Below are 19737 nucleotides of genomic sequence, written 5' to 3' on the forward strand. Positions count from 1 at the left end.
TCGGTGCCGACGGTTAGGGTTTTTGCATGAGTACTGAAGTGGCCGAACGAGGTGTGTTCGGTCGGCTGGTGGGTCAGCACGACGTCGAGCAGAGCCTGCGTGATGCTGCACTGTCGGCTCGTGGCGATTCCAGCGGCTCGGAGATGACCCACGCGTGGCTCTTCACCGGGCCACCCGGCTCTGGTCGTTCGGTGGCTGCTCTCTGCTTCGCCGCTGCCCTGCAATGCACCTCCGACGGTGCACCAGGGTGCGGTGAGTGTCATGCGTGTACGACGACGATGGGTGGAACCCATGGTGACGTACGACGGATCATCCCCGACGGCCTGAGCATCAGCGTCAAAGGCATGCGCGAGATAGTCAACATCGCTTCGCGTCGACCGACGACGGGGCGGTGGCAGGTGATCGTGGTCGAGGATGCCGATCGTTTGACCGAAGGCGCAGCCAACGCCCTCCTGAAGGTTGTCGAGGAGCCGCCGGACCGCACGGTCATCCTGCTCTGCGCGCCGACGACCGATCCGGAAGACATGTCTGTCACCCTCCGATCGCGGTGTAGGCACATGCCGTTGGTGACGCCGTCCGTCGAATCGATCGCCCAGGTACTGATCGACCGCGACGGGCTGGATCCGGAACGGGCGAGAATCGCCGCATCGATCAGCGGCGGACATGTCGGTCGGGCGCGGCGCCTCGCCACCGACGAGAGCGCGCGCGACGAGCGTCAGCGTTCGCTTCGGCTGGCCGCCGACGCGATCGGTGCTTCGACGGCGTACAAGGCCGCAGAGAACTTGGTGAAGTCGATCGAGGCTGACACCAAGGCGTTCTACGCCGAACTCAAGGAACAGGAACTCGAGGAGCTCAAGGTCTCCTTGGGTGGCGGTGGAACCGGCAAGGGAACAGCCGGGACTCTGCGCGGATCGGCTGGTCTGATCAAGGACCTCGAAGCGCGCCAGAAATCGCGCGACACCCGGGCCCGCCGCGATCTTCTCGACCGGACGCTGATCGACCTGGCCGGCATGTACCGGGACGCGCTTTCCTATTCGCTGGGGTCGACGTCGACGGCGACCCATCCCGACATGGCTCGGCAGGCCGCCGAGTTGGCTGCCCGAACGTCCCCGGAGGGGTTGCTCAAGTGCATCGAAGCGGTGCTCGAATGCCGCGAGGCCGTCGACTTCAACGTCAAGTTGCAGTGGGCGCTCGATGCGATGGTTGCCTCCATCGGAGCCGCTTTCCGACCCCCGTTTTCGCGATCCGGGGGTTGACCAGATAGACTCGCCACCGCCGAAAGGCACGCTGCCTTAGCTCAGTCGGTAGAGCATTTCACTCGTAATGAAAAGGTCGAGAGTTCGATTCTCTCAGGCAGCTCAGCCAAGAGCCCCACACCCGGAAATCCGGATGTGGGGCTCTTGTCGTTAGTTCCCAATTCTTGCGTATGTGCGGTTTATCCTGAGTTCGGCGAACACGTGCCTGAACAGGGGAGACCTCGATGTCGGATCAGAACTGGGGACCAGGCCAACCACCGCAGAATCAGCCGCCGTACGGGCAGATGCCGCCGCAGGGTTATCAGCCGCCGACGCCCGCCTATCCGTACGCAACCTGGATCTCTCGGGTGTTCGCGTCAATTCTCGACGGCTTCGTCGTTCCGCTCCCGGGCGTCATCCTCGCGGGCATCGGAGCAGTGATCGCGTTCTCCGGATCCGAAGTGACCACATACGACGACGGCAGCGTGAGCGCTGAAGGCGGTAATCCGGTCGGGGTGATCGTCATGGTCGTCGGCATACTGGCGATCTTCTTGATCGAGGTGTGGAATCTCGTCTTCAGGCAAGGGAACACCGGACAGACGCTCGGCAAGAAGTGGCTGGGAATTTCGGTGATTCGGGAGTCCGACGGTGTGCCTCTCGGCCCGGTGATGGCGCTGCTTCGTTGGATCATGATGGCGATCCTGGGTGGCGCCTGCTTCCTCAACTATCTCTGGCCGCTCTGGGACTCGAAGCACCAGTGCTGGCACGACATGGTGGTCCGGTCGGTAGTCGTTCGCGCGCGCTAGTCGCTGCCGAGGTCTCTTACAGTGGGTGCCATGGAGTTGGAAGCGGTCACAAGTCGACGACGCTCGCTGGCCGCACCTGTCGGTGTTGCTGCAGTGGCCGTGACGGCCGCCGCGGTACTCCACTTCCGTGATCCCCACAGCGCGGGTAGTTACGGCGTTTGTCCGATGTACGCGTTGACGGGATTGTGGTGCCCGGCGTGTGGTGGCCTTCGTGCGGTCAATGACCTGACTAATCTGGATATTGGCGCCGCAGTGTCCAGCAATGCCTTGATCGTGCCGCTTATCGCGGTGTTGGTGATCGCGTGGATCGGTTGGACAGTGCGCCGTTGGAAAGGCACGCGGGATCGCATGATCGTGCTTCGGCCGACTGTGACGATCGTGGTGCTCGGAGTTCTCGTTGCATTTACGGTTGTTCGAAACACCCCGTGGGGGAGCTGGCTCGCGCCGGCGTGACGGTAAGAGGTCGACATGGCACTGCAGGTTTTTTCGCTCATCGTTCTGCTCGGCGCGCTGATCATCCTGATTCCGACGGCACGACGTGTCTTCGGCAAGAAGGACGACGAGTAGGCCTCGACAACTGAGCCCGAGCGGCACATGCTGGCGGTATGGCTGATTCGTTGAAAGCCCGCGTCAAGGAAAAGCTGCTGAGGCAACTCGCCGAGGACGGTCGGCACCCGATTCAGGAAGCTGAGGGTGACGATCCCCGGCTGGTTTCGATCAACGACGATCTCGAAGCGTTGGAACAGGCCGAGGAAGGCGATCCGATCGTCGAAGAACTGGCCGAGAGGTACTGGGTTCCGTGAAGTTTACCGACCGCAGTGCTCTGACCTGGCGATTTGGTGTTGTGTTGATCTTCGCGTAACTTTGTCCAGGTCAGAGCGACACGGACACCGACTCCCACCTGCGAGGGTGAGTGACACGAGGTTGTACGAAGTGCCTGGCGAACACAATCCAGTTTTTCTTCACGGGGTTCCGGTTTGCGCCGGTGGCCAGGTTGGGATAGGCTGGAAAAGTTGCCCCGGAGCGGCGGCCATAGGGTCGTGGTGATGGTGTGTGCGTGTTCTTTGAGAACTCAACAGTGTGTCGATGAATGTCAGTGCCAAATTTTTTTGGTACTTCGCATGTCGGATGATGTTCCGGGCCTTCGGGTTTCGGTTCTGATGTTCGGGGTGTGAGTATTTTTCGTCGGTGATTGTTCATTCTTCCGTCTGAATGGTTGCCGACACATTTTTTGCTAGTTGAGTTTTTTTGCTAGTGATTTGACTCTTTTTGTCTATGACTGATTAGCCGGCCTTCGGGTTGGTGATATCTAGAGTCTTCAACGGAGAGTTTGATCCTGGCTCAGGACGAACGCTGGCGGCGTGCTTAACACATGCAAGTCGAGCGGTAAGGCCTTTCGGGGTACACGAGCGGCGAACGGGTGAGTAACACGTGGGTGATCTGCCCTGCACTTCGGGATAAGCCTGGGAAACTGGGTCTAATACCGGATATGACCTCCTATCGCATGGTGGGTGGTGGAAAGATTTATCGGTGCAGGATGGGCCCGCGGCCTATCAGCTTGTTGGTGGGGTAATGGCCTACCAAGGCGACGACGGGTAGCCGACCTGAGAGGGTGACCGGCCACACTGGGACTGAGACACGGCCCAGACTCCTACGGGAGGCAGCAGTGGGGAATATTGCACAATGGGCGAAAGCCTGATGCAGCGACGCCGCGTGAGGGATGACGGCCTTCGGGTTGTAAACCTCTTTCAGCAGGGACGAAGCGCAAGTGACGGTACCTGCAGAAGAAGCACCGGCTAACTACGTGCCAGCAGCCGCGGTAATACGTAGGGTGCAAGCGTTGTCCGGAATTACTGGGCGTAAAGAGTTCGTAGGCGGTTTGTCGCGTCGTTTGTGAAAACCAGCAGCTCAACTGCTGGCTTGCAGGCGATACGGGCAGACTTGAGTACTGCAGGGGAGACTGGAATTCCTGGTGTAGCGGTGAAATGCGCAGATATCAGGAGGAACACCGGTGGCGAAGGCGGGTCTCTGGGCAGTAACTGACGCTGAGGAACGAAAGCGTGGGTAGCGAACAGGATTAGATACCCTGGTAGTCCACGCCGTAAACGGTGGGCGCTAGGTGTGGGTTCCTTCCACGGAATCCGTGCCGTAGCTAACGCATTAAGCGCCCCGCCTGGGGAGTACGGCCGCAAGGCTAAAACTCAAAGGAATTGACGGGGGCCCGCACAAGCGGCGGAGCATGTGGATTAATTCGATGCAACGCGAAGAACCTTACCTGGGTTTGACATATACCGGAAAGCTGCAGAGATGTGGCCCCCCTTGTGGTCGGTATACAGGTGGTGCATGGCTGTCGTCAGCTCGTGTCGTGAGATGTTGGGTTAAGTCCCGCAACGAGCGCAACCCCTATCTTATGTTGCCAGCACGTTATGGTGGGGACTCGTAAGAGACTGCCGGGGTCAACTCGGAGGAAGGTGGGGACGACGTCAAGTCATCATGCCCCTTATGTCCAGGGCTTCACACATGCTACAATGGCCAGTACAGAGGGCTGCGAGACCGTGAGGTGGAGCGAATCCCTTAAAGCTGGTCTCAGTTCGGATCGGGGTCTGCAACTCGACCCCGTGAAGTCGGAGTCGCTAGTAATCGCAGATCAGCAACGCTGCGGTGAATACGTTCCCGGGCCTTGTACACACCGCCCGTCACGTCATGAAAGTCGGTAACACCCGAAGCCGGTGGCTTAACCCCTTGTGGGAGGGAGCCGTCGAAGGTGGGATCGGCGATTGGGACGAAGTCGTAACAAGGTAGCCGTACCGGAAGGTGCGGCTGGATCACCTCCTTTCTAAGGAGCTTCTCCAATGTCAGGGTTCACACAGGTGAATTACTGGTTGGCAGAGACCGTTTCGGACACGATGTTGTCCGGCGGTTGCTCATGGGTGGATCGCTGACAAACTTGATCGTCGTACGGTTTCTCCTCTGTGGGAAACCGACGAACAATATATCGACATACTGTTGGGTCCTGAGAGAACACGCGAGTGTTTCTTTCTAGGAAGTAACGACAAATGACTGCAGTTGTCATACCGGTCCACTTTGGTGGGTGTTGGTGTCAACGTGTGTGTGGTTGTTTGTGTGTTGTTTGAGAACTGCACAGTGGACGCGAGCATCTTTGTTGTAAGTAATGAAGAGCGTACGGTGGATGCCTTGGCACCAGGAGCCGATGAAGGACGTAGGAGGCTGCGATAAGCCTCGGGGAGCTGTCAACCGAGCTGTGATCCGAGGATGTCCGAATGGGGAAACCCAGCACGAGTGATGTCGTGTTACCCGCGCCTGAATATATAGGGCGTGTGGAGGGAACGTGGGGAAGTGAAACATCTCAGTACCCACAGGAAGAGAAAACAACCGTGATTCCGTGAGTAGTGGCGAGCGAAAGCGGAAGAGGCTAAACCATGGGTGTGTGATAGCCGGCAGGTGTTGCATTCGTGGGGTTGTGGGGTTCATTTTGTCAATACTGCCGTGTTGGCCAACAGTAAGAAATCACAGGGTTAGTGGAAGTGGTCTGGAACGGCCTGTCGTAGAGGGTGAGAATCCCGTACACGAAAACTTTGTGACTGTTGTAATGGAAACCCAAGTAGCACCGGGCCCGTGAAATCTGGTGTGAATCTGTCGGGACCACCCGATAAGCCTGAATACTCCCTGGTGACCGATAGCGGACTAGTACCGTGAGGGAAAGGTGAAAAGTACCCCGGGAGGGGAGTGAAATAGTACCTGAAACCGTGCGCTTACAATCCGTCAGAGCCTTCGAGCAGTTTACTGCTGGGGGTGATGGCGTGCCTTTTGAAGAATGAGCCTGCGAGTTAGTGGCATGTCGCGAGGTTAACCCGTGTGGGGTAGCCGTAGCGAAAGCGAGTCCGAATAGGGCGATCGTAGTGGCATGCTCTAGACCCGAAGCGGAGTGATCTACCCATGGCCAGGTTGAAGCGACGGTAAGACGTCGTGGAGGACCGAACCCACTTAGGTTGAAAACTGAGGGGATGAGTTGTGGGTAGGGGTGAAAGGCCAATCAAACTCCGTGATAGCTGGTTCTCCCCGAAATGCATTTAGGTGCAGCGTCGCGTGTTTCTCACCGGAGGTAGAGCTACTGGATGGTCTAGGGGGCCCACAAGCTTACCGAAATCAGCCAAACTCCGAATGCCGGTGAGTGAGAGCGCGGCAGTGAGACTGCGGGCGATAAGGTTCGTAGTCGAGAGGGAAACAGCCCAGATCGCCAGCTAAGGTCCCTAAGCGTGTACTAAGTGGAAAAGGATGTGGGGTCGCGAAGACAACCAGGAGGTTGGCTTAGAAGCAGCCACCCTTGAAAGAGTGCGTAATAGCTCACTGGTCAAGTGATCCTGCGCCGACAATGTAGCGGGGCTCAAGTACACCACCGAAGCTGCGGCATTCACGCAATAGCCCCCAGTTGATCCAAGGATTTTCTGGCAGGTGTGTGGATGGGTAGGGGAGCGTCGTGTGGCCATGGAAGCGGCAGGGTGACCTAGCCGTGGAGGCCACACGAGTGAGAATGCAGGCATGAGTAGCGAAAGACGAGTGAGAAACTCGTCCGCCGAATGACCAAGGGTTCCTGGGCCAGGTTAATCCGCCCAGGGTGAGTCGGGACCTAAGACGAGGCCGACAGGCGTAGCCGATGGACAACGGGTTGATATTCCCGTACCCGTGTGAACGCGCCCATGGTGAATCAGTGATACTAACCATCCTGAAGCCACGAGAAGACCTTCGGGTCTCGAGTTGGTGGATGCATGGGACCTGATCTGGTAGTAGCCAAGCGATGGGGTGACGCAGGAAGGTAGCTGAGCCAGTCAGTGGTAATACTGGTGTAAGCGTGTAGGGCGTGACCTAGGCAAATCCGGGTCGCACATAGCCTGAGACGTGATGCGTAGCCGATTGAGGCGAATTCAGTGATCCTATGCTGCCGAGAAAAGCCTCTAGCGAGCTTTCACACGGCCCGTACCCCAAACCGACACAGGTGGTCAGGTAGAGAATACTAAGGCGATCGAGATAACTATGGTTAAGGAACTCGGCAAAATGCCCCCGTAACTTCGGGAGAAGGGGGGCCCTGTCTGGTGACGACATTTACTGTCTGAGCTGGGTGGGGCCGCAGAGACCAGTGAGAAGCGACTGTTTACTAAAAACACAGGTCCGTGCGAAGTCGTAAGACGATGTATACGGACTGACGCCTGCCCGGTGCTGGAAGGTTAAGAGGACCGGTTAGTTCTTCGGAGCGAAGCTGAGAATTTAAGCCCCAGTAAACGGCGGTGGTAACTATAACCATCCTAAGGTAGCGAAATTCCTTGTCGGGTAAGTTCCGACCTGCACGAATGGCGTAACGACTTCTCAGCTGTCTCAACCGTAGACTCGGCGAAATTGCATTACGAGTAAAGATGCTCGTTACGCGCGGCAGGACGAAAAGACCCCGGGACCTTCACTACAGCTTGGTATTGGTGTTCGGTTCGGTTTGTGTAGGATAGGTGGGAGACTGTGAAACGGTGACGCCAGTTATCGTGGAGTCGTTGTTGAAATACCACTCTGATCGAATTGGACCTCTAACCTCGGACCATGATCTGGTTCAGGGACAGTGCCTGGTGGGTAGTTTAACTGGGGCGGTTGCCTCCCAAAATGTAACGGAGGCGCCCAAAGGTTCCCTCAGCCTGGTTGGCAATCAGGTGTCGAGTGCAAGTGCACAAGGGAGCTTGACTGTGAGACTGACAGGTCGAGCAGGGACGAAAGTCGGGACTAGTGATCCGGCACCGGCAAGTGGAAGCGGTGTCGCTCAACGGATAAAAGGTACCCCGGGGATAACAGGCTGATCTTCCCCAAGAGTCCATATCGACGGGATGGTTTGGCACCTCGATGTCGGCTCGTCGCATCCTGGGGCTGGAGTAGGTCCCAAGGGTTGGGCTGTTCGCCCATTAAAGCGGCACGCGAGCTGGGTTTAGAACGTCGTGAGACAGTTCGGTCTCTATCCGCCGCGCGCGTTAGAAACTTGAGGAAGGCTGTCCCTAGTACGAGAGGACCGGGACGGACGAACCTCTGGTGTGCCAGTTGTTCCGCCAGGAGCACCGCTGGTTAGCTACGTTCGGAAGGGATAACCGCTGAAAGCATCTAAGCGGGAAGCCTGTTCCAAGATGAGGTTTCTCACCCCCTCGAGGGGGTAAGGCCCCCGGCAGACCACCGGGTTGATAGGCCAGAACTGGAAGTGCAGTAATGCATGCAGGTGACTGGTACTAATAGGCCGAGGACTTACCACAAAGAAGCTACGCGTCCACTGTGCGGTATCTGAAACAACACACAGATACTGATGAGAAACCCTGTTTTCTCCATCCCCCAACACCAGAAACTGGTGTTGACGGGTGGTGAAACCAGGTGATCAGAAGAAGGTTACTGTGACAGTTTCATAGAGTTACGGCGGTCATAGCGAAGGGGAAACGCCCGGTCCCATTCCGAACCCGGAAGCTAAGCCCTTCAGCGCCGATGGTACTGCACTCGACAGGGTGTGGGAGAGTAGGACACCGCCGAACACACATTAGAGAAGCCCCCCAACCAGTGATGGTTGGGGGGCTTTCTCGTACCCAAAACACCCCCGACTTCGAGCGAACGGCACTTTCGTCGCCTCAGATCGACCGAACGTACCGTTCGCACCATCAAGGGCGGGCACGCCGCCGGCACCCCGGCATGGAGTGAACGGCACTCTCACCCTCCTCAACGAGGGGAACGGTACGTTCACACCATCACTGAAAAGCGTGCGCGCACCACAGGTCTCGTCAGTCGAAGGTCAATCTCGACACCAACCTGCCACGGAACCCGTCGAGCGTGGCTAGGCTCGGAAGAGGTGCCCCGTGTGATCGGGCCCACCTCACCTGTGCACGCGTGATGACTACGGAGGCTTTGATGACCGATATTCTCGACCGCACCAAAATCTATGTTGATGGCGCCTGGATCGAATCCACTGGCAGCGGTCGGATCGACGTTCTCAATCCGGCTACCGAAGAGCTGATAGGAACTGTCGCCGAAGGCACTGTCGAAGATGTCGATGCGGCCGCGAAGGCAGCACGAAAGGCTTTCCCCGCTTGGTCTGCACTATCCGGCGGCGAGCGAGCCGAATATCTTTCCAAAGCCGCGGCGATTATTGCCGAACGTACCGATGATCTTGCGGCGCTGGTTTCGCAGGATATGGGCATGCCGATCGGATTCGCGAAGCCCGTGCAAATCGGAATGCCGCTCGCGAATTTGAATGCATTTGCCGAATTGGCTCGCACTTATGATTTCGACGCTCACGAGGTCGGGAATTCGCTGATTGTTCGCGAACCTGCGGGTGTTGTCGGCGCGATCACTCCCTGGAACTTCCCGCTCCACCAAGTTGTCTTGAAGGTTGGCGGTGCGCTCGCGGCGGGCTGCACCGTGGTTCTCAAGCCCACCGAGGTTGCGCCACTCATCACGTACGCTCTCGCTGACATCTTCGACGAAATTGGTTTGCCTGCAGGTGTATTCAACCTGGTAAGTGGCTACGGCCCGGTAGTGGGTGAAGCCATCGCCGGCCACCCGGAAGTCGACATGGTCTCCTTCACCGGGTCGACTCGGGCAGGCAAGCGAGTGGCCATCGTCGCCGCGGACACCATCAAGAAGGTCTCGCTCGAGCTGGGTGGCAAGTCGGCGAACGTCATTCTCGACGACGCCGATCTCGAAAAGGCTGTCACGGACGGCGTCGCAAAGTGCTTCATCAACTCGGGCCAGACCTGTTCGGCGCTGACGCGTATGTTGGTTCCCGCGGAGAAGGTGGATGAGGCAGCGGCAATTGCTGCTGCGGTCGCCGCTCATTTCCCGGTAGGTGATCCGACTCAGCCGACTTCGGTGCTTGGTCCTCTGGTGAACGCGAATCAGCTGGGACGCGTTCGCGGATACATCGAGAAGGGTGTGTCGGAAGGTGCCACCGCGGTTGTCGACGGTCGCGAAACCGGTCTGGCCAGTGGATATTTCGTCGGTCCGACGGTGTTCGCGAACGTGACCGAAGACATGACCATTGCGCGCGAGGAGATCTTCGGACCGGTCCTCTCGATCATGGGCTACAAAGACGAGGCCGACGCAGTGCGGATCGCTAACGGCACCGAGTACGGACTGGCCGGTGGCGTTTGGTCAGGTGACCCCGATCGCGCGGATCGCGTCGCGCGGCAACTGCGTGCCGGGCAGGTCGAGGTGAACGGCGGCGCCTTCAACACGAATGCTCCGTTCGGTGGGTACAAGCAGTCGGGCGTCGGGCGCGAGGCCGGCACGTTCGGGCTCGAAGAGTTCCTCGAGATCAAGGCGATTCAGAGATAGCTTGTTCGAGAATGGCGATGCTCCCGTACCAAGTGCGGGAGCATCGCCATTTTTGTACCCGGATCAGGACTTGGCGGCATCCAAATGCTGAGCCGAGATGTTCGCCAGATGTGTCAGGTCCGAGGCCACGGTCGCGAACGTGTAGCCCTCCCCGAGCCGTTGTGCCGCAACCTGACCGGAAGGTGTGTGGATTCCCGCAGCGACTCCGCTGACGGCGGCAGCTTCGCGCACCCTGGTGAGCGCTGATTCGAATTCCTCGGCGACGTCCGGATCGTTGGAGTGCTTACCTCCGACGGCGATTCGTAGGTCGGACGGCCCGACGTACACGCCGTCCAATCCGGGCACTGCGCAGATCTCTTCGACGTTCGCCAGACCCTGTGGGGTCTCGATCATCGCAAATACAACGGTGTCGCGGTTCGCGTCGGCGGGAACGGGGCCGATACGGAGTTGCGAGCGCATGGGTCCGTAGGAGCGGATGCCGAAAGGCGGATACTTGGCGGCTGCCACGGCGGCCGCTGCCTCTTCGGCGTTGTTGATCAGCGGAACGATGACGCCCACAGCGCCCGCGTCGAGTGCACGGCCGATGGGTGTCGGATTGTTTGCCTCGACGCGCACCATCCCGACGGTGGACGGTGACGAGTCGATGGCGGTGAGCCCGGCGACCATCCCCGAATAGCCGATCAGGCCGTGCTGCATGTCGAGGGCAATGTAGTCCCAGCCGACGTGCGCGATCCATTCGGTCGAGATCGGGCTGTCGATGACGGACCAATATCCGAGTATGCGTTCGCGTCCTCGGATGCGTGCGGCGAATTCCTGTGCTGACATAGTGAAGAACTCTTCCTGATGAAGGTCGGGTGTTTCAGCGGTTGTAGTTGGGCATGGGGCCTCGTAGGGCGGCACCGACGAGATCACACTCTTCGACGGTCGAGGCGTCGAGTGGACCTCGCCCGATGGCCGCGATATTGGATTCGAGGTGCGTTACTTTGGATCCTCCGAGGAGCAGCGATCCGGCGACGGGCTTGCTGACCAGCCAGCGCAACGCAAGCTCGGTCAGGGAGATGCCCGACTGCTCTGCGATTGCCGTCAGTTGAGCGATCGCGTCGAATATCTGTGTGTTCCAGTATCGCTCCTTGTACATCGACGCAAGACGTGAGTCGCCGAATCGGCCGTCGGCGGGACTTTCGTCGAAGGTGTGGCGCCCCGTGAGCAGGCCCCCACCGAGTGGGTTGTAGACCATGGTGGTCAGTCCGGTCACGTCCGCGAATTCTGCGTATTCTTCTTCGATGCGACGCGCGAGCAAGTTGTAGAGCTGCTGTGCGACGATCGGTCGGGGAGCTCCGACTGTGTCTGCGGTGTAGTTGATTTCACTGATTTGCCACGCTGCGAAGTTGGATACGCCGAGTGTGCGGATCTTGCCCTCGGCAACCAGTTCCGCGACGGTGGTGAGAGTTTCGGTCAGCGTGACGGTTCGGTCCGGCTGATGGAGATAGAACAGGTCGACGTAGTCCGTGTCGAGTCTGCGCAGGCTTCCTTCGACGCTTGCTCGGAGCCCCTCTGTCGAGAGTGGGCTGTTGTCGCCGGCATCGGGATGCGGCATTCCCGCTTTGGTGGCCAGAGTGACGGAATCGCGTCGGCCGTGGAGCAGCTTTGCCAGCATGCGCTCGGACTCGCCGCCCGCATAGCCGTTGGCCGTGTCGATGTGAGAGATACCGGCGCCTAGTGCTGCGTCGAGCATCGATCCGGCGCCCGATATGTCGACCGTGTCTCCGAATGTCATGGTGCCGAGCACCAGTTTCGGAAGCTCGAGTGGGGCGGTCATCAGGCAACTCCTCGTGATTCGGTCTGCTTGGCTAGCAAGTTCTTGGACAGGGCTGCCACCACGTGGCGTGGTTTGATGCCGACCATGGTGGTGGGATCGAGAGCAGCGCCTCGTAGTGCGCGGGTGTACGGCTCGCGCGGACTGGCGAGAACTGTGTCTGTGGAACCGGATTCGACGATGGTTCCTTTCGACATCACGACTACGGTCTCGCTGATTTCTCGGACGACGCCCAAGTTGTGTGAGATGAAAACGTACGTCAGACCGGTATCGGCCTGAATTTCACGTAGGAGCTCGAGTACCTGCGCTTGCACCGACACGTCGAGAGCGCTGGTCGCTTCGTCGCAGACCAGGATCTCGGGTCCGCTGGCAAGTGCACGAGCAATTCCGATGCGCTGACGTTGGCCTCCTGAGAACTCCGCCGGACGCCGGTGTAGTGCCGAGCTGGGCAAGCCAACGCGATCGACGAGTTCTGCTGCTGCCTTTGCACGTTCAGACTTGCTCCGAACACCTTTGAGGCGCAGTGGTTCTCCGATGATGTCCTCGGCAGTCAGATGAGGGTCGAGCGATCCGTACGGATCTTGGAACACCATTTGAACGCGAGAGCGGTAGGGGCGCAGCGACTTCTCCGACATCTGCGCGATGTCATTGCCGTCGACGAGAATGCGTCCACTGGTCGGTGTGAGGAGTCGGACGATCGATCGAGCGATGGTCGACTTGCCACATCCGGATTCGCCGACGATGGCCAAGGTCTTGCCCTTTTCCACCGAGAAGCTCACAGCATCCACGGCTCGGAAAACTCCGTCGGGAACCGGATACTCGACCACGAGATCTTCGACGGCGAGAAGTGGCGTTTCGTGGCGGGTCATGCCGAGGCTCCGATCTGTGTTGAACGGGCGGGGTCGCCGTCCCAAGGCCCCAGTTGAGGTATGGTGTCGAGAAGCTTTTGTGTGTAGGCGCTTTGCGGTGAGTCGACGAGAACGTCGGCACTACCGGTCTCGACAAAACGTCCGTCCTTCATCACGTAGATGCGATCGGAGACCAACCGCGCAACTCCGAGATCGTGAGTGATGACCAGCATTCCGATGCCGGTGCGCTCCTGCAACTCGAGCAATAGATCCAGAATCCCGGCCTGAACGGTTACGTCCAGTGCGCTGGTGGGTTCGTCGGCCACGATCAGTTCGGGGCCGGCAGCAAGAGCGCCGGCGATCAGGACGCGCTGCAACATTCCACCCGACAGTTGATGCGGGTACTTGTCGAGTTGCTGATCCGGATACGGAATGCGTACCTGCTCGAGCAGTTGCACTGCCCGCTCGATTTGTTGCTTCTTCGCGGTCACACCGCTGTGGCGCACTGCTTCTCGAAGTTGGCTACCGATGGTGTGGACGGGACTCAGAGCCGTCATCGGGTCCTGGGGGATGAGCGCGATGTGTTTTCCGCGAATATCGTTCAGGATCTTCGTGTTTCCGAGAATGTCCTGACCCTTGAACACGGCTTTCCCGGAAAGAACCGCAAGATCGTCCGGAAGCAGTCCGAGAATCCCCATGGCTGTCGTCGACTTTCCGGAGCCGGATTCACCGATGATGGTGACGGTTTCACCGGCGTCGATGCAGAAGGACACGCCGTCGACGGCTCGGATGACGCCGTTCGCCGTGACAAGTTCGATCTGGAGATCGTCGACCCGTAGTAGATTTCCCATGTCTCACGCCTTCGCTTTCTGGGCGCTGCCACGCCCGAACAGGCTTGCGCCCAGTCGTTTCGAACCTGCAGGACGATCGCGCAGACCATCGCCGAGTAGGTTCACTCCGACGACCAGCAGCACGATCATCAGACCGGTCAACGTGACGATCCACCATGACGTGGTGATGTAGTCCTGGCCGTCGGCGATGATTCGTCCCCAGGTAGCGAATGGACGTTGCGGTCCGGCGCCGAGGTAGCTCAACGAACTTTCCAGCAGTACGGCCTGCGCGAGCAGCAGCAGGACGACGAGCGATGCCTGCTTGACGATGTTGGGAATGACGTGACGAAGCAGGATGGCCATGCGGGTAAGTCCGAGGACTCGAGCTGCAGCTACGTAAGGCTTTTCGCGTTCGACGAGTACCAATGAGCGAGTCAACCGTGCGACTTCGGGCCACTGTGCGATCGCGATGACAAACGTGATGACGGGAATGGACGGGCCGAACAGCGCAACAACGAGAAGCAGCATCATCAGCAAAGGCAGAGAAAGCTGTGCTTCGAGTAGGCGGGAGATCACGGTGTCGACCCAACCACCGAAGTACCCCGCGGCGGATCCGGCGACGATGCCGATGACGCCGGAGACGATCACGGCGAGAATACCGATCGTCAGAGACACCTGGCCGCCGTGCAGGATCCGTGAGAGCAGATCTCGTCCCAACTGATCGGTGCCGAACAGATGGCCGTCGGTGAGGGGCGGTAGCCGTCGACTGCTCAGGTTGGTCTGGTTCGGATCTGCAAGGGGGAGTAGTCCCGCCAATGCAACAGGAAGAATCACCAGGAGCGCGCAGATCGAGCCGGTCCAGATCTTGACTCGGCTGTCTCGCTTACGGCGCGTGGCTCCGGCGCGTGCGAAGTCTGCCTCGGTGACCGCGCTGGCGCGTGGAGTTGTTGGAGGTTCCAAGACGGTAGTCATCAGTTGGCGCCCTTTCCGAGTCGCACGCGTGGATCCAGGAGGGGGTAGAGGAGGTCCACTGCCAGTTGCACGAGCACGGCGAGAACCGCGGTGACAAGCACGGTGGCCTGGATGAGCGGGTAGTCGCGAGTCTCGAGTGCGCGGACCACCAGCGAGCCGACACCAGGCCAGGCGAACACGACCTCGACCACCACGACGCCGTTCAGCATTCCGGCGAATCTGGTGCCCAGCGCGGTGACGATCGGAATCGCCGAATTACGCATCGCATATCGCCAGGTGAGTTCGCGTTCCGATACTCCGCGAGAGCGTGCGACCGTGATGTACGGAGAAGCGAAGGCCGAGACCATTTCGCGTCGAACCATCCGGGAGATCAACGCGATCTGAAGGATGGCGATGGTGACGGTAGGCAGGATCAACGACGGCCATGTGGTGAAACCGGCTGCCGGGAGTACTGGGACCAAGACCGCGAAGATCGTCACCAGCATCAGGCCGCTCCAGAACTCCGGCATGGACTGCCCGCCGACGGCTACGACGTTCGCACCGAGTTCACGTCTGGTGTCCGCGTGACGGGCCATCCACACGCCCAGCGGAATCGAGAGCACGGCGGTCAACAGAATGGAGCTGACGGCAAGGGTGATGGTGTACGGGAGACGGCCGAGGACAACGTCCATGGCCGGCGCCTGGAACGAGTACGACGTGCCGAGATTCAGGTGGACGAGGTCCCACAGGTAGATCAGGTATTGGGAGAACACCGACTTGTCCAAGCCCATGTCAGCACGGATCTGTGCGAGATCCTCGGTGCTGGCCAGCGGTCCGGCCAAGGCGTAGGCAGGATCGCCGGGTGCCATTCGGATCAGGACGAACACTGTTGTGAGCGTGAGGAAGATCGTCAAGGCACTCTGTGCCAGACGTTTGAGCACGTATTTGACGGTCGGGTTGATCCTTGTGCGTCGACGCGGAGAGATTCCGAGAGCGGTTTGCGGTTTCGGAGCGGTGAGAGTCATCGCCTCAGGCCTCCAATCGGACGGCGCCGAGGTCGTAGGAGTTGATCGGGGTCAGTGAAACATTTTGTACACGAGTGCGTTTCGCAAGGAGTGCGTTGGGTACGAAGCTCCACAGGCAAGGCCAGGTGTTCCAGATGTCTTGTTGTGCGGCGTCGAGTAGAGCGGCGCGCTTGGTCGGGTCTGGTTCACTGGATGCGGCTTGGATCTTCGCGGTGATTTCGGGGAAGACGTACCCGTGATAGGTGTCGCGAGTTGCTTCCTTCTCCGCTGTGCCGGCGTACATCCCCTGCAACGTGGTCAGTGCAAGTCCGGTCTGGTTGCCGTAGCCGTTGCCCAGCACATCCCAGTCGCCGGTCTTGCCCTGGCGCCAGGACGAGATGTCACCGCCCGGTTCGAACTGCTGGAGTTTGACGCGTACTCCCACGGCCTTCATCATTTCGAGTACCGATTCCATCACCGAGACGTCGTTGGTGAACTCTCCGGTTTCCCAGATGAAGGTGAGTTCGAGGTCGTCGGCGCCTTCGGCCTCGAGCATTTGCCGCGCTTTCCGTGGATCATATTGGTAAGTGCCAGTTTTCACGGCTCCGTCCAAGGTCGACGGTGCGGGGCCGGTGGCCGGGACTGCGGAACCGATCAGCACGTCCCGAGCGAGTGACTCACCGTCGATGGCATACGTGAGAGCTTCTCGGACACGCGGATTGGACAGTGGGTGATCGGCGGGCTTGCGGAAGTTGAAGAACAGTTGGTTGATGCGTGTGCTCGGTACTGTGTCCACCTGGACACCAGGCAGATCGGCGAGTTGTTCGGCGGAATCGGGACTGATCGAGTCGATGACGTCGACCTCGCCGCTCCGAAGCGCGACGACGCGGCCGGCCTCTTCGGGAATGAAGCGGACCTGAACACGACGAACGCCGGGGGCCGGGCCCCAGTAGTTGTCATTGGCGACAAGTGTGTAATCGCCGGTGCCCCGGTTCGATTCGCTGACGACGAACGGTCCCGACCCGATTCCGCTCTGCAGTTCGTTGGGTTCGTTGGCAGCGGCCGGGGTGATCAAGATGTTGGACATGAGCGAGTCCAGAACCGGCACCGGGGAATTCGTCCGAAGGATGAAGGTGCGATCGTCGATGGGGACGACCGTCGGCCACTCGGGGAACTGCGGTGCGACAAACGATCCGCTGACCTGCTGGTACATCTGCATTGCCGTCGTGACGTCGTCGATCAGCACAGGTGTGCCGTCGGAGTAACGGATGCCCTCGCGGAGTCGAACCGTCCACTCGGTCGGGCCGGTCGATTCGAACCTGTCAGCGAGAACGAGTTGCGGTGTCAGATTGTCGCCGATCCGGGTGAGACCTTGTCTGACGCCACGTTGAGCCGTGACTGCTGCGTCGAATTGATTGAGTTTGTTGTCGAGGCTGACGAGCGAGCGGTTGAGCCCGAGCACCAGGGTGTCCTGTGTCGGTTTCCCGGTAGGGCCGGCGCACGCGGCAGTCGTGCCCAGAAGCGTTGCGCCACCGATCAGCCCGGTGAACTGCAGAAAGGATCGCCGGGAGAGCTGTGGTGTTCGCAAACGAGTATTGGTCATCGGTGACCTTTCGATCCTGACGGGGCAGCGTGGGGGCGACGCTCCGAGCGGACTGTTGGTGAACAATCGCGTCGGGCTCTCGCTTGTAACTCAGCTCACAATGGCACTGTTGCGCACTTCGCGCAAGTCCCGTAACTTCGATTGCGTACTTCGCGCATCGGTTGCGATGCTGTGCATACTCGATTCAGACCGAAAGGGGGTCGAGGAATTCGATGAAACCACTGGTAATCATCGCTGATGATCTTTCCGGAGCAGCGGAGTCGGCCGCAGGATTTCTGCTCCGCAGTTCGGGCATATCGCTTCGGCTCGGCCCAGATGCGCCCGACGGATCAGGAGTGACGGTTTTCGATCTGCACTCACGGCGATCCGACCCCGCCAGAGCCTCTCGGGACGTGAGATCAGTTCTGCAATCGTCTGACGGCTCCGAGATCGTCAAGAAGATCGATTCCCTGCTCAGGGGCAACATAGCAGCGGAGGTTGGAGAACTCTCCCGCGACGGATCTCCGGTCATCGTCGCCGCCGGACTGCCCAGACAAGGGCGCACGGTGCAAGACGGCGTGGTGTTGGTCGATGGGGTTGCGTTGCACTCCACTGACCTGTGGCGCGCGGAGTCGAAGCCGACTCCTCGGTCGATTGCAGAGGCGCTCGGCCCGTCGGCAATCACTTCTGGCGTATCGCTGGATGACATTCGCTCCGGGCGTTTGAGCCAGGTTCTTGCGTCGATCTCAGAAGCCGGGTCGGTGGCGATCTGCGACGTCGAGACCGAGAGTGATCTGGAACTGATTGTGGCTGCAGCACAGGAGGTTCGGGGTTCTCGATTGGTAGGAACCTCGGCGCTCGCGATGGCAGTGGCACGACGAAGAACCGTGCAGTCACCCGTCGCGTGCCCATCTCTTCGTGTTTCTCGATTTACCTTGGTCGTCGTGGGGACGGCGGATGCGTCTGCCGGGGACCAAGTGGCATTGCTTCGGGATTCAGGGGCGCACCATATCGAAGTGAACAGTGCTGAGCTGCTGGCGCATTCGGTCGATCCGCTTCCGATTCTGAACGCACTGGATCGCGGAAACGTCGTGGTTTCGGTAAGTGGACCTGTCGTGCCTGCAGAATCCGTCCACCTCGTTTCGGCTCTCGCCGATCTGATCGCTGCCGTCGATGCAGGATTCTCCCACGACGATTACCCGATCGACCTGGTACTTACCGGTGGCGAAACCGCGCGCAGCGTTCTCGACCGCCTGCGGGTCGACACGCTGTCACCGATTTACGAAATCGAACACGGCGCCGTACTTTCCGTCGATCGAACCGGACGGTACATCGTCACGCGGCCAGGCAGTTTCGGGAATGCACACAGTCTTTTCTCCATAACGAAGTTTCTCGCGCAACCCACCCCGGTCGCCGCTCCGGACAGTCCGCCTTCAGTTACTCCTTCAGACAACGAGGTCAATCCCATGTCAATCGAATCCACTCCACTGCCGCTGATTGCTGTCACGATGGGCGACGGCGCCGGCGTCGGACCGGAAGTGATCGTCCCCGCACTCCTCGACGGTGAAACGAGAAAGCGTTGCCGCCCTGTTGTTGTCGGCGACGCGAAGCGTTTGCGATTGGCTGCCACGGTGCTCGGAATCGACGTCGACGTGGTCGCGATCGAGGAGATCAAGGATGCTGAATTCATCGATGGACGGATCAACGTCATCGACCTGGACTTGCTACCCGAGGATCTCGCCTGGGGTGAACTGTCGGCAGTCGCGGGGGATGCGGCCTATCAATATATCCGCGTCGCAAGCGAACTCGCCGTACGCGGTGAAGTCCAGTCGATCTGCACGGCGCCGCTGAACAAGGAAGCGCTGCATGCGGCAGGACACATCTATCCCGGACACACGGAATTGCTTGCGCACCTGACCGGTACCGAGGAGGTGTCGATGATGTTGTCGACCCCCAAGCTCAAGGTGATTCACGTGACCACTCACATCGGACTGCTCGATGCAGTTGCCAGGATCGAGCCCGGCCTGGTCGAGAGGACCATTCGTCGAGGTCACGAAGCTTTGGTGCGCACGGGCAATCCATCTCCGAAAATCGGCGTGTGCGGGATCAACCCGCATGCGGGGGAGAACGGGCTTTTCGGGTACGGAGAGGAAGAGCAGAAGATCATTCCCGCCGTCGAACTCTTGAAGGCAGAAGGAATCGACGTCCACGGCCCACTGCCGGCGGACACGGCATTCTTCCTCGCTGGACGTGGGGACTACGACTTGATCGTTGCGATGTACCACGATCAGGGGCACGGCCCGG

13 protein-coding genes, 1 tRNA gene and 3 rRNA genes (1 of these 17 running past the window's edge) are annotated in these 19737 nt (G+C 59.6%); 10 read left to right on the forward strand and 7 right to left on the reverse strand.

Annotation, left to right across the window (positions count from 1 at the left end; all coding sequences use genetic code 11):
* Positions 1–26 precede the first annotated feature (26 nt).
* From RHP72_RS02870 to RHP72_RS02910, 9 genes are all read left to right on the forward strand, one after another.
* Entirely contained in the window at positions 27–1256 is a 1230-nt protein-coding gene (locus tag RHP72_RS02870) for a DNA polymerase III subunit delta' (protein ID WP_019746652.1), read from the forward strand.
* Positions 1257–1286: 30 nt separating this feature from the next.
* Positions 1287–1359: transfer RNA gene (locus RHP72_RS02875), tRNA-Thr, on the forward strand.
* 121 nt (positions 1360–1480) lie between these two features.
* Positions 1481–2041 (forward strand): RDD family protein, encoded by a 561-nt coding sequence (locus RHP72_RS02880; protein ID WP_064689116.1) that lies wholly within the window; start codon positions 1481–1483, stop codon positions 2039–2041.
* A 30-nt stretch (positions 2042–2071) separates the two neighbouring features.
* Entirely contained in the window at positions 2072–2494 is a 423-nt protein-coding gene (locus RHP72_RS02885; RefSeq protein WP_003946115.1) for a DUF2752 domain-containing protein, read from the forward strand.
* A 152-nt stretch (positions 2495–2646) separates the two neighbouring features.
* Entirely contained in the window at positions 2647–2844 is a 198-nt protein-coding gene (locus RHP72_RS02890; protein ID WP_003946112.1) for a hypothetical protein, read from the forward strand.
* Positions 2845–3359: 515 nt separating this feature from the next.
* Positions 3360–4877 (forward strand): 16S ribosomal RNA (locus RHP72_RS02895).
* A 327-nt stretch (positions 4878–5204) separates the two neighbouring features.
* Positions 5205–8337: ribosomal RNA gene (locus RHP72_RS02900) — 23S ribosomal RNA — on the forward strand.
* A gap of 153 nt (positions 8338–8490) precedes the next feature.
* Positions 8491–8607 (forward strand): 5S ribosomal RNA (gene rrf, locus RHP72_RS02905).
* The 16S, 23S and 5S rRNA genes sit together here, the layout of an rRNA operon.
* 370 nt (positions 8608–8977) lie before the next feature.
* Complete coding sequence (locus tag RHP72_RS02910; protein ID WP_007732506.1) at positions 8978–10402, forward strand: aldehyde dehydrogenase family protein; 1425 nt, start codon at positions 8978–8980, stop codon at positions 10400–10402.
* Positions 10403–10465: 63 nt separating this feature from the next.
* Here RHP72_RS02910 and RHP72_RS02915 read toward each other — a convergent pair whose 3' ends face one another.
* From RHP72_RS02915 to RHP72_RS02945, 7 genes are read right to left on the reverse strand one after another with little or no spacing between them, the layout of a single operon-like run.
* Entirely contained in the window at positions 10466–11227 is a 762-nt protein-coding gene (locus tag RHP72_RS02915; RefSeq protein WP_007732505.1) for an HpcH/HpaI aldolase/citrate lyase family protein, read from the reverse strand.
* 34 nt (positions 11228–11261) lie between these two features.
* On the reverse strand, positions 11262–12221 hold the full coding sequence (locus tag RHP72_RS02920; protein ID WP_042926594.1) for an aldo/keto reductase: 960 nt from the start codon (positions 12219–12221) through the stop codon (positions 11262–11264).
* Positions 12221–13087 (reverse strand): ATP-binding cassette domain-containing protein, encoded by an 867-nt coding sequence (locus tag RHP72_RS02925; protein ID WP_007732503.1) that lies wholly within the window; start codon positions 13085–13087, stop codon positions 12221–12223. The genes RHP72_RS02920 and RHP72_RS02925 overlap by 1 nt, the downstream gene beginning before the upstream one ends.
* Positions 13084–13917: an ABC transporter ATP-binding protein gene (locus tag RHP72_RS02930; protein ID WP_311094291.1), complete on the reverse strand. Its 834-nt coding sequence runs from the start codon at positions 13915–13917 to the stop codon at positions 13084–13086. Before RHP72_RS02930 ends, RHP72_RS02925 begins: the two co-directional genes overlap by 4 nt.
* A gap of 3 nt (positions 13918–13920) precedes the next feature.
* Positions 13921–14868, reverse strand: coding sequence for an ABC transporter permease (locus RHP72_RS02935; protein WP_007732498.1), 948 nt, complete (start codon positions 14866–14868; stop codon positions 13921–13923).
* Positions 14868–15872: an ABC transporter permease gene (locus tag RHP72_RS02940; RefSeq protein WP_311094292.1), complete on the reverse strand. Its 1005-nt coding sequence runs from the start codon at positions 15870–15872 to the stop codon at positions 14868–14870. The genes RHP72_RS02935 and RHP72_RS02940 overlap by 1 nt, the downstream gene beginning before the upstream one ends.
* Before the next feature lie 4 nt (positions 15873–15876).
* The gene (locus RHP72_RS02945) at positions 15877–17454 is read right to left on the reverse strand and encodes an ABC transporter substrate-binding protein (protein WP_007732494.1); all 1578 of its coding nucleotides are present in this window, start codon (positions 17452–17454) and stop codon (positions 15877–15879) included.
* A gap of 212 nt (positions 17455–17666) precedes the next feature.
* On the opposite strand from RHP72_RS02945, the gene pdxA reads away from it, so the two are divergent.
* Positions 17667–19737, forward strand: the 5' portion of a protein-coding gene (gene pdxA / locus RHP72_RS02950; protein ID WP_007732489.1) for a 4-hydroxythreonine-4-phosphate dehydrogenase PdxA. Its footprint extends 182 nt past the window's final position; only the first 2071 of its 2253 coding nucleotides appear in the window; it begins with the start codon at positions 17667–17669; its stop codon lies beyond the right edge, outside the window.

The organism is Rhodococcus sp. SG20037, assembly GCF_031763325.1.
Classification (GTDB): Bacteria; Actinomycetota; Actinomycetes; order Mycobacteriales; family Mycobacteriaceae; genus Rhodococcus_F; species Rhodococcus_F qingshengii.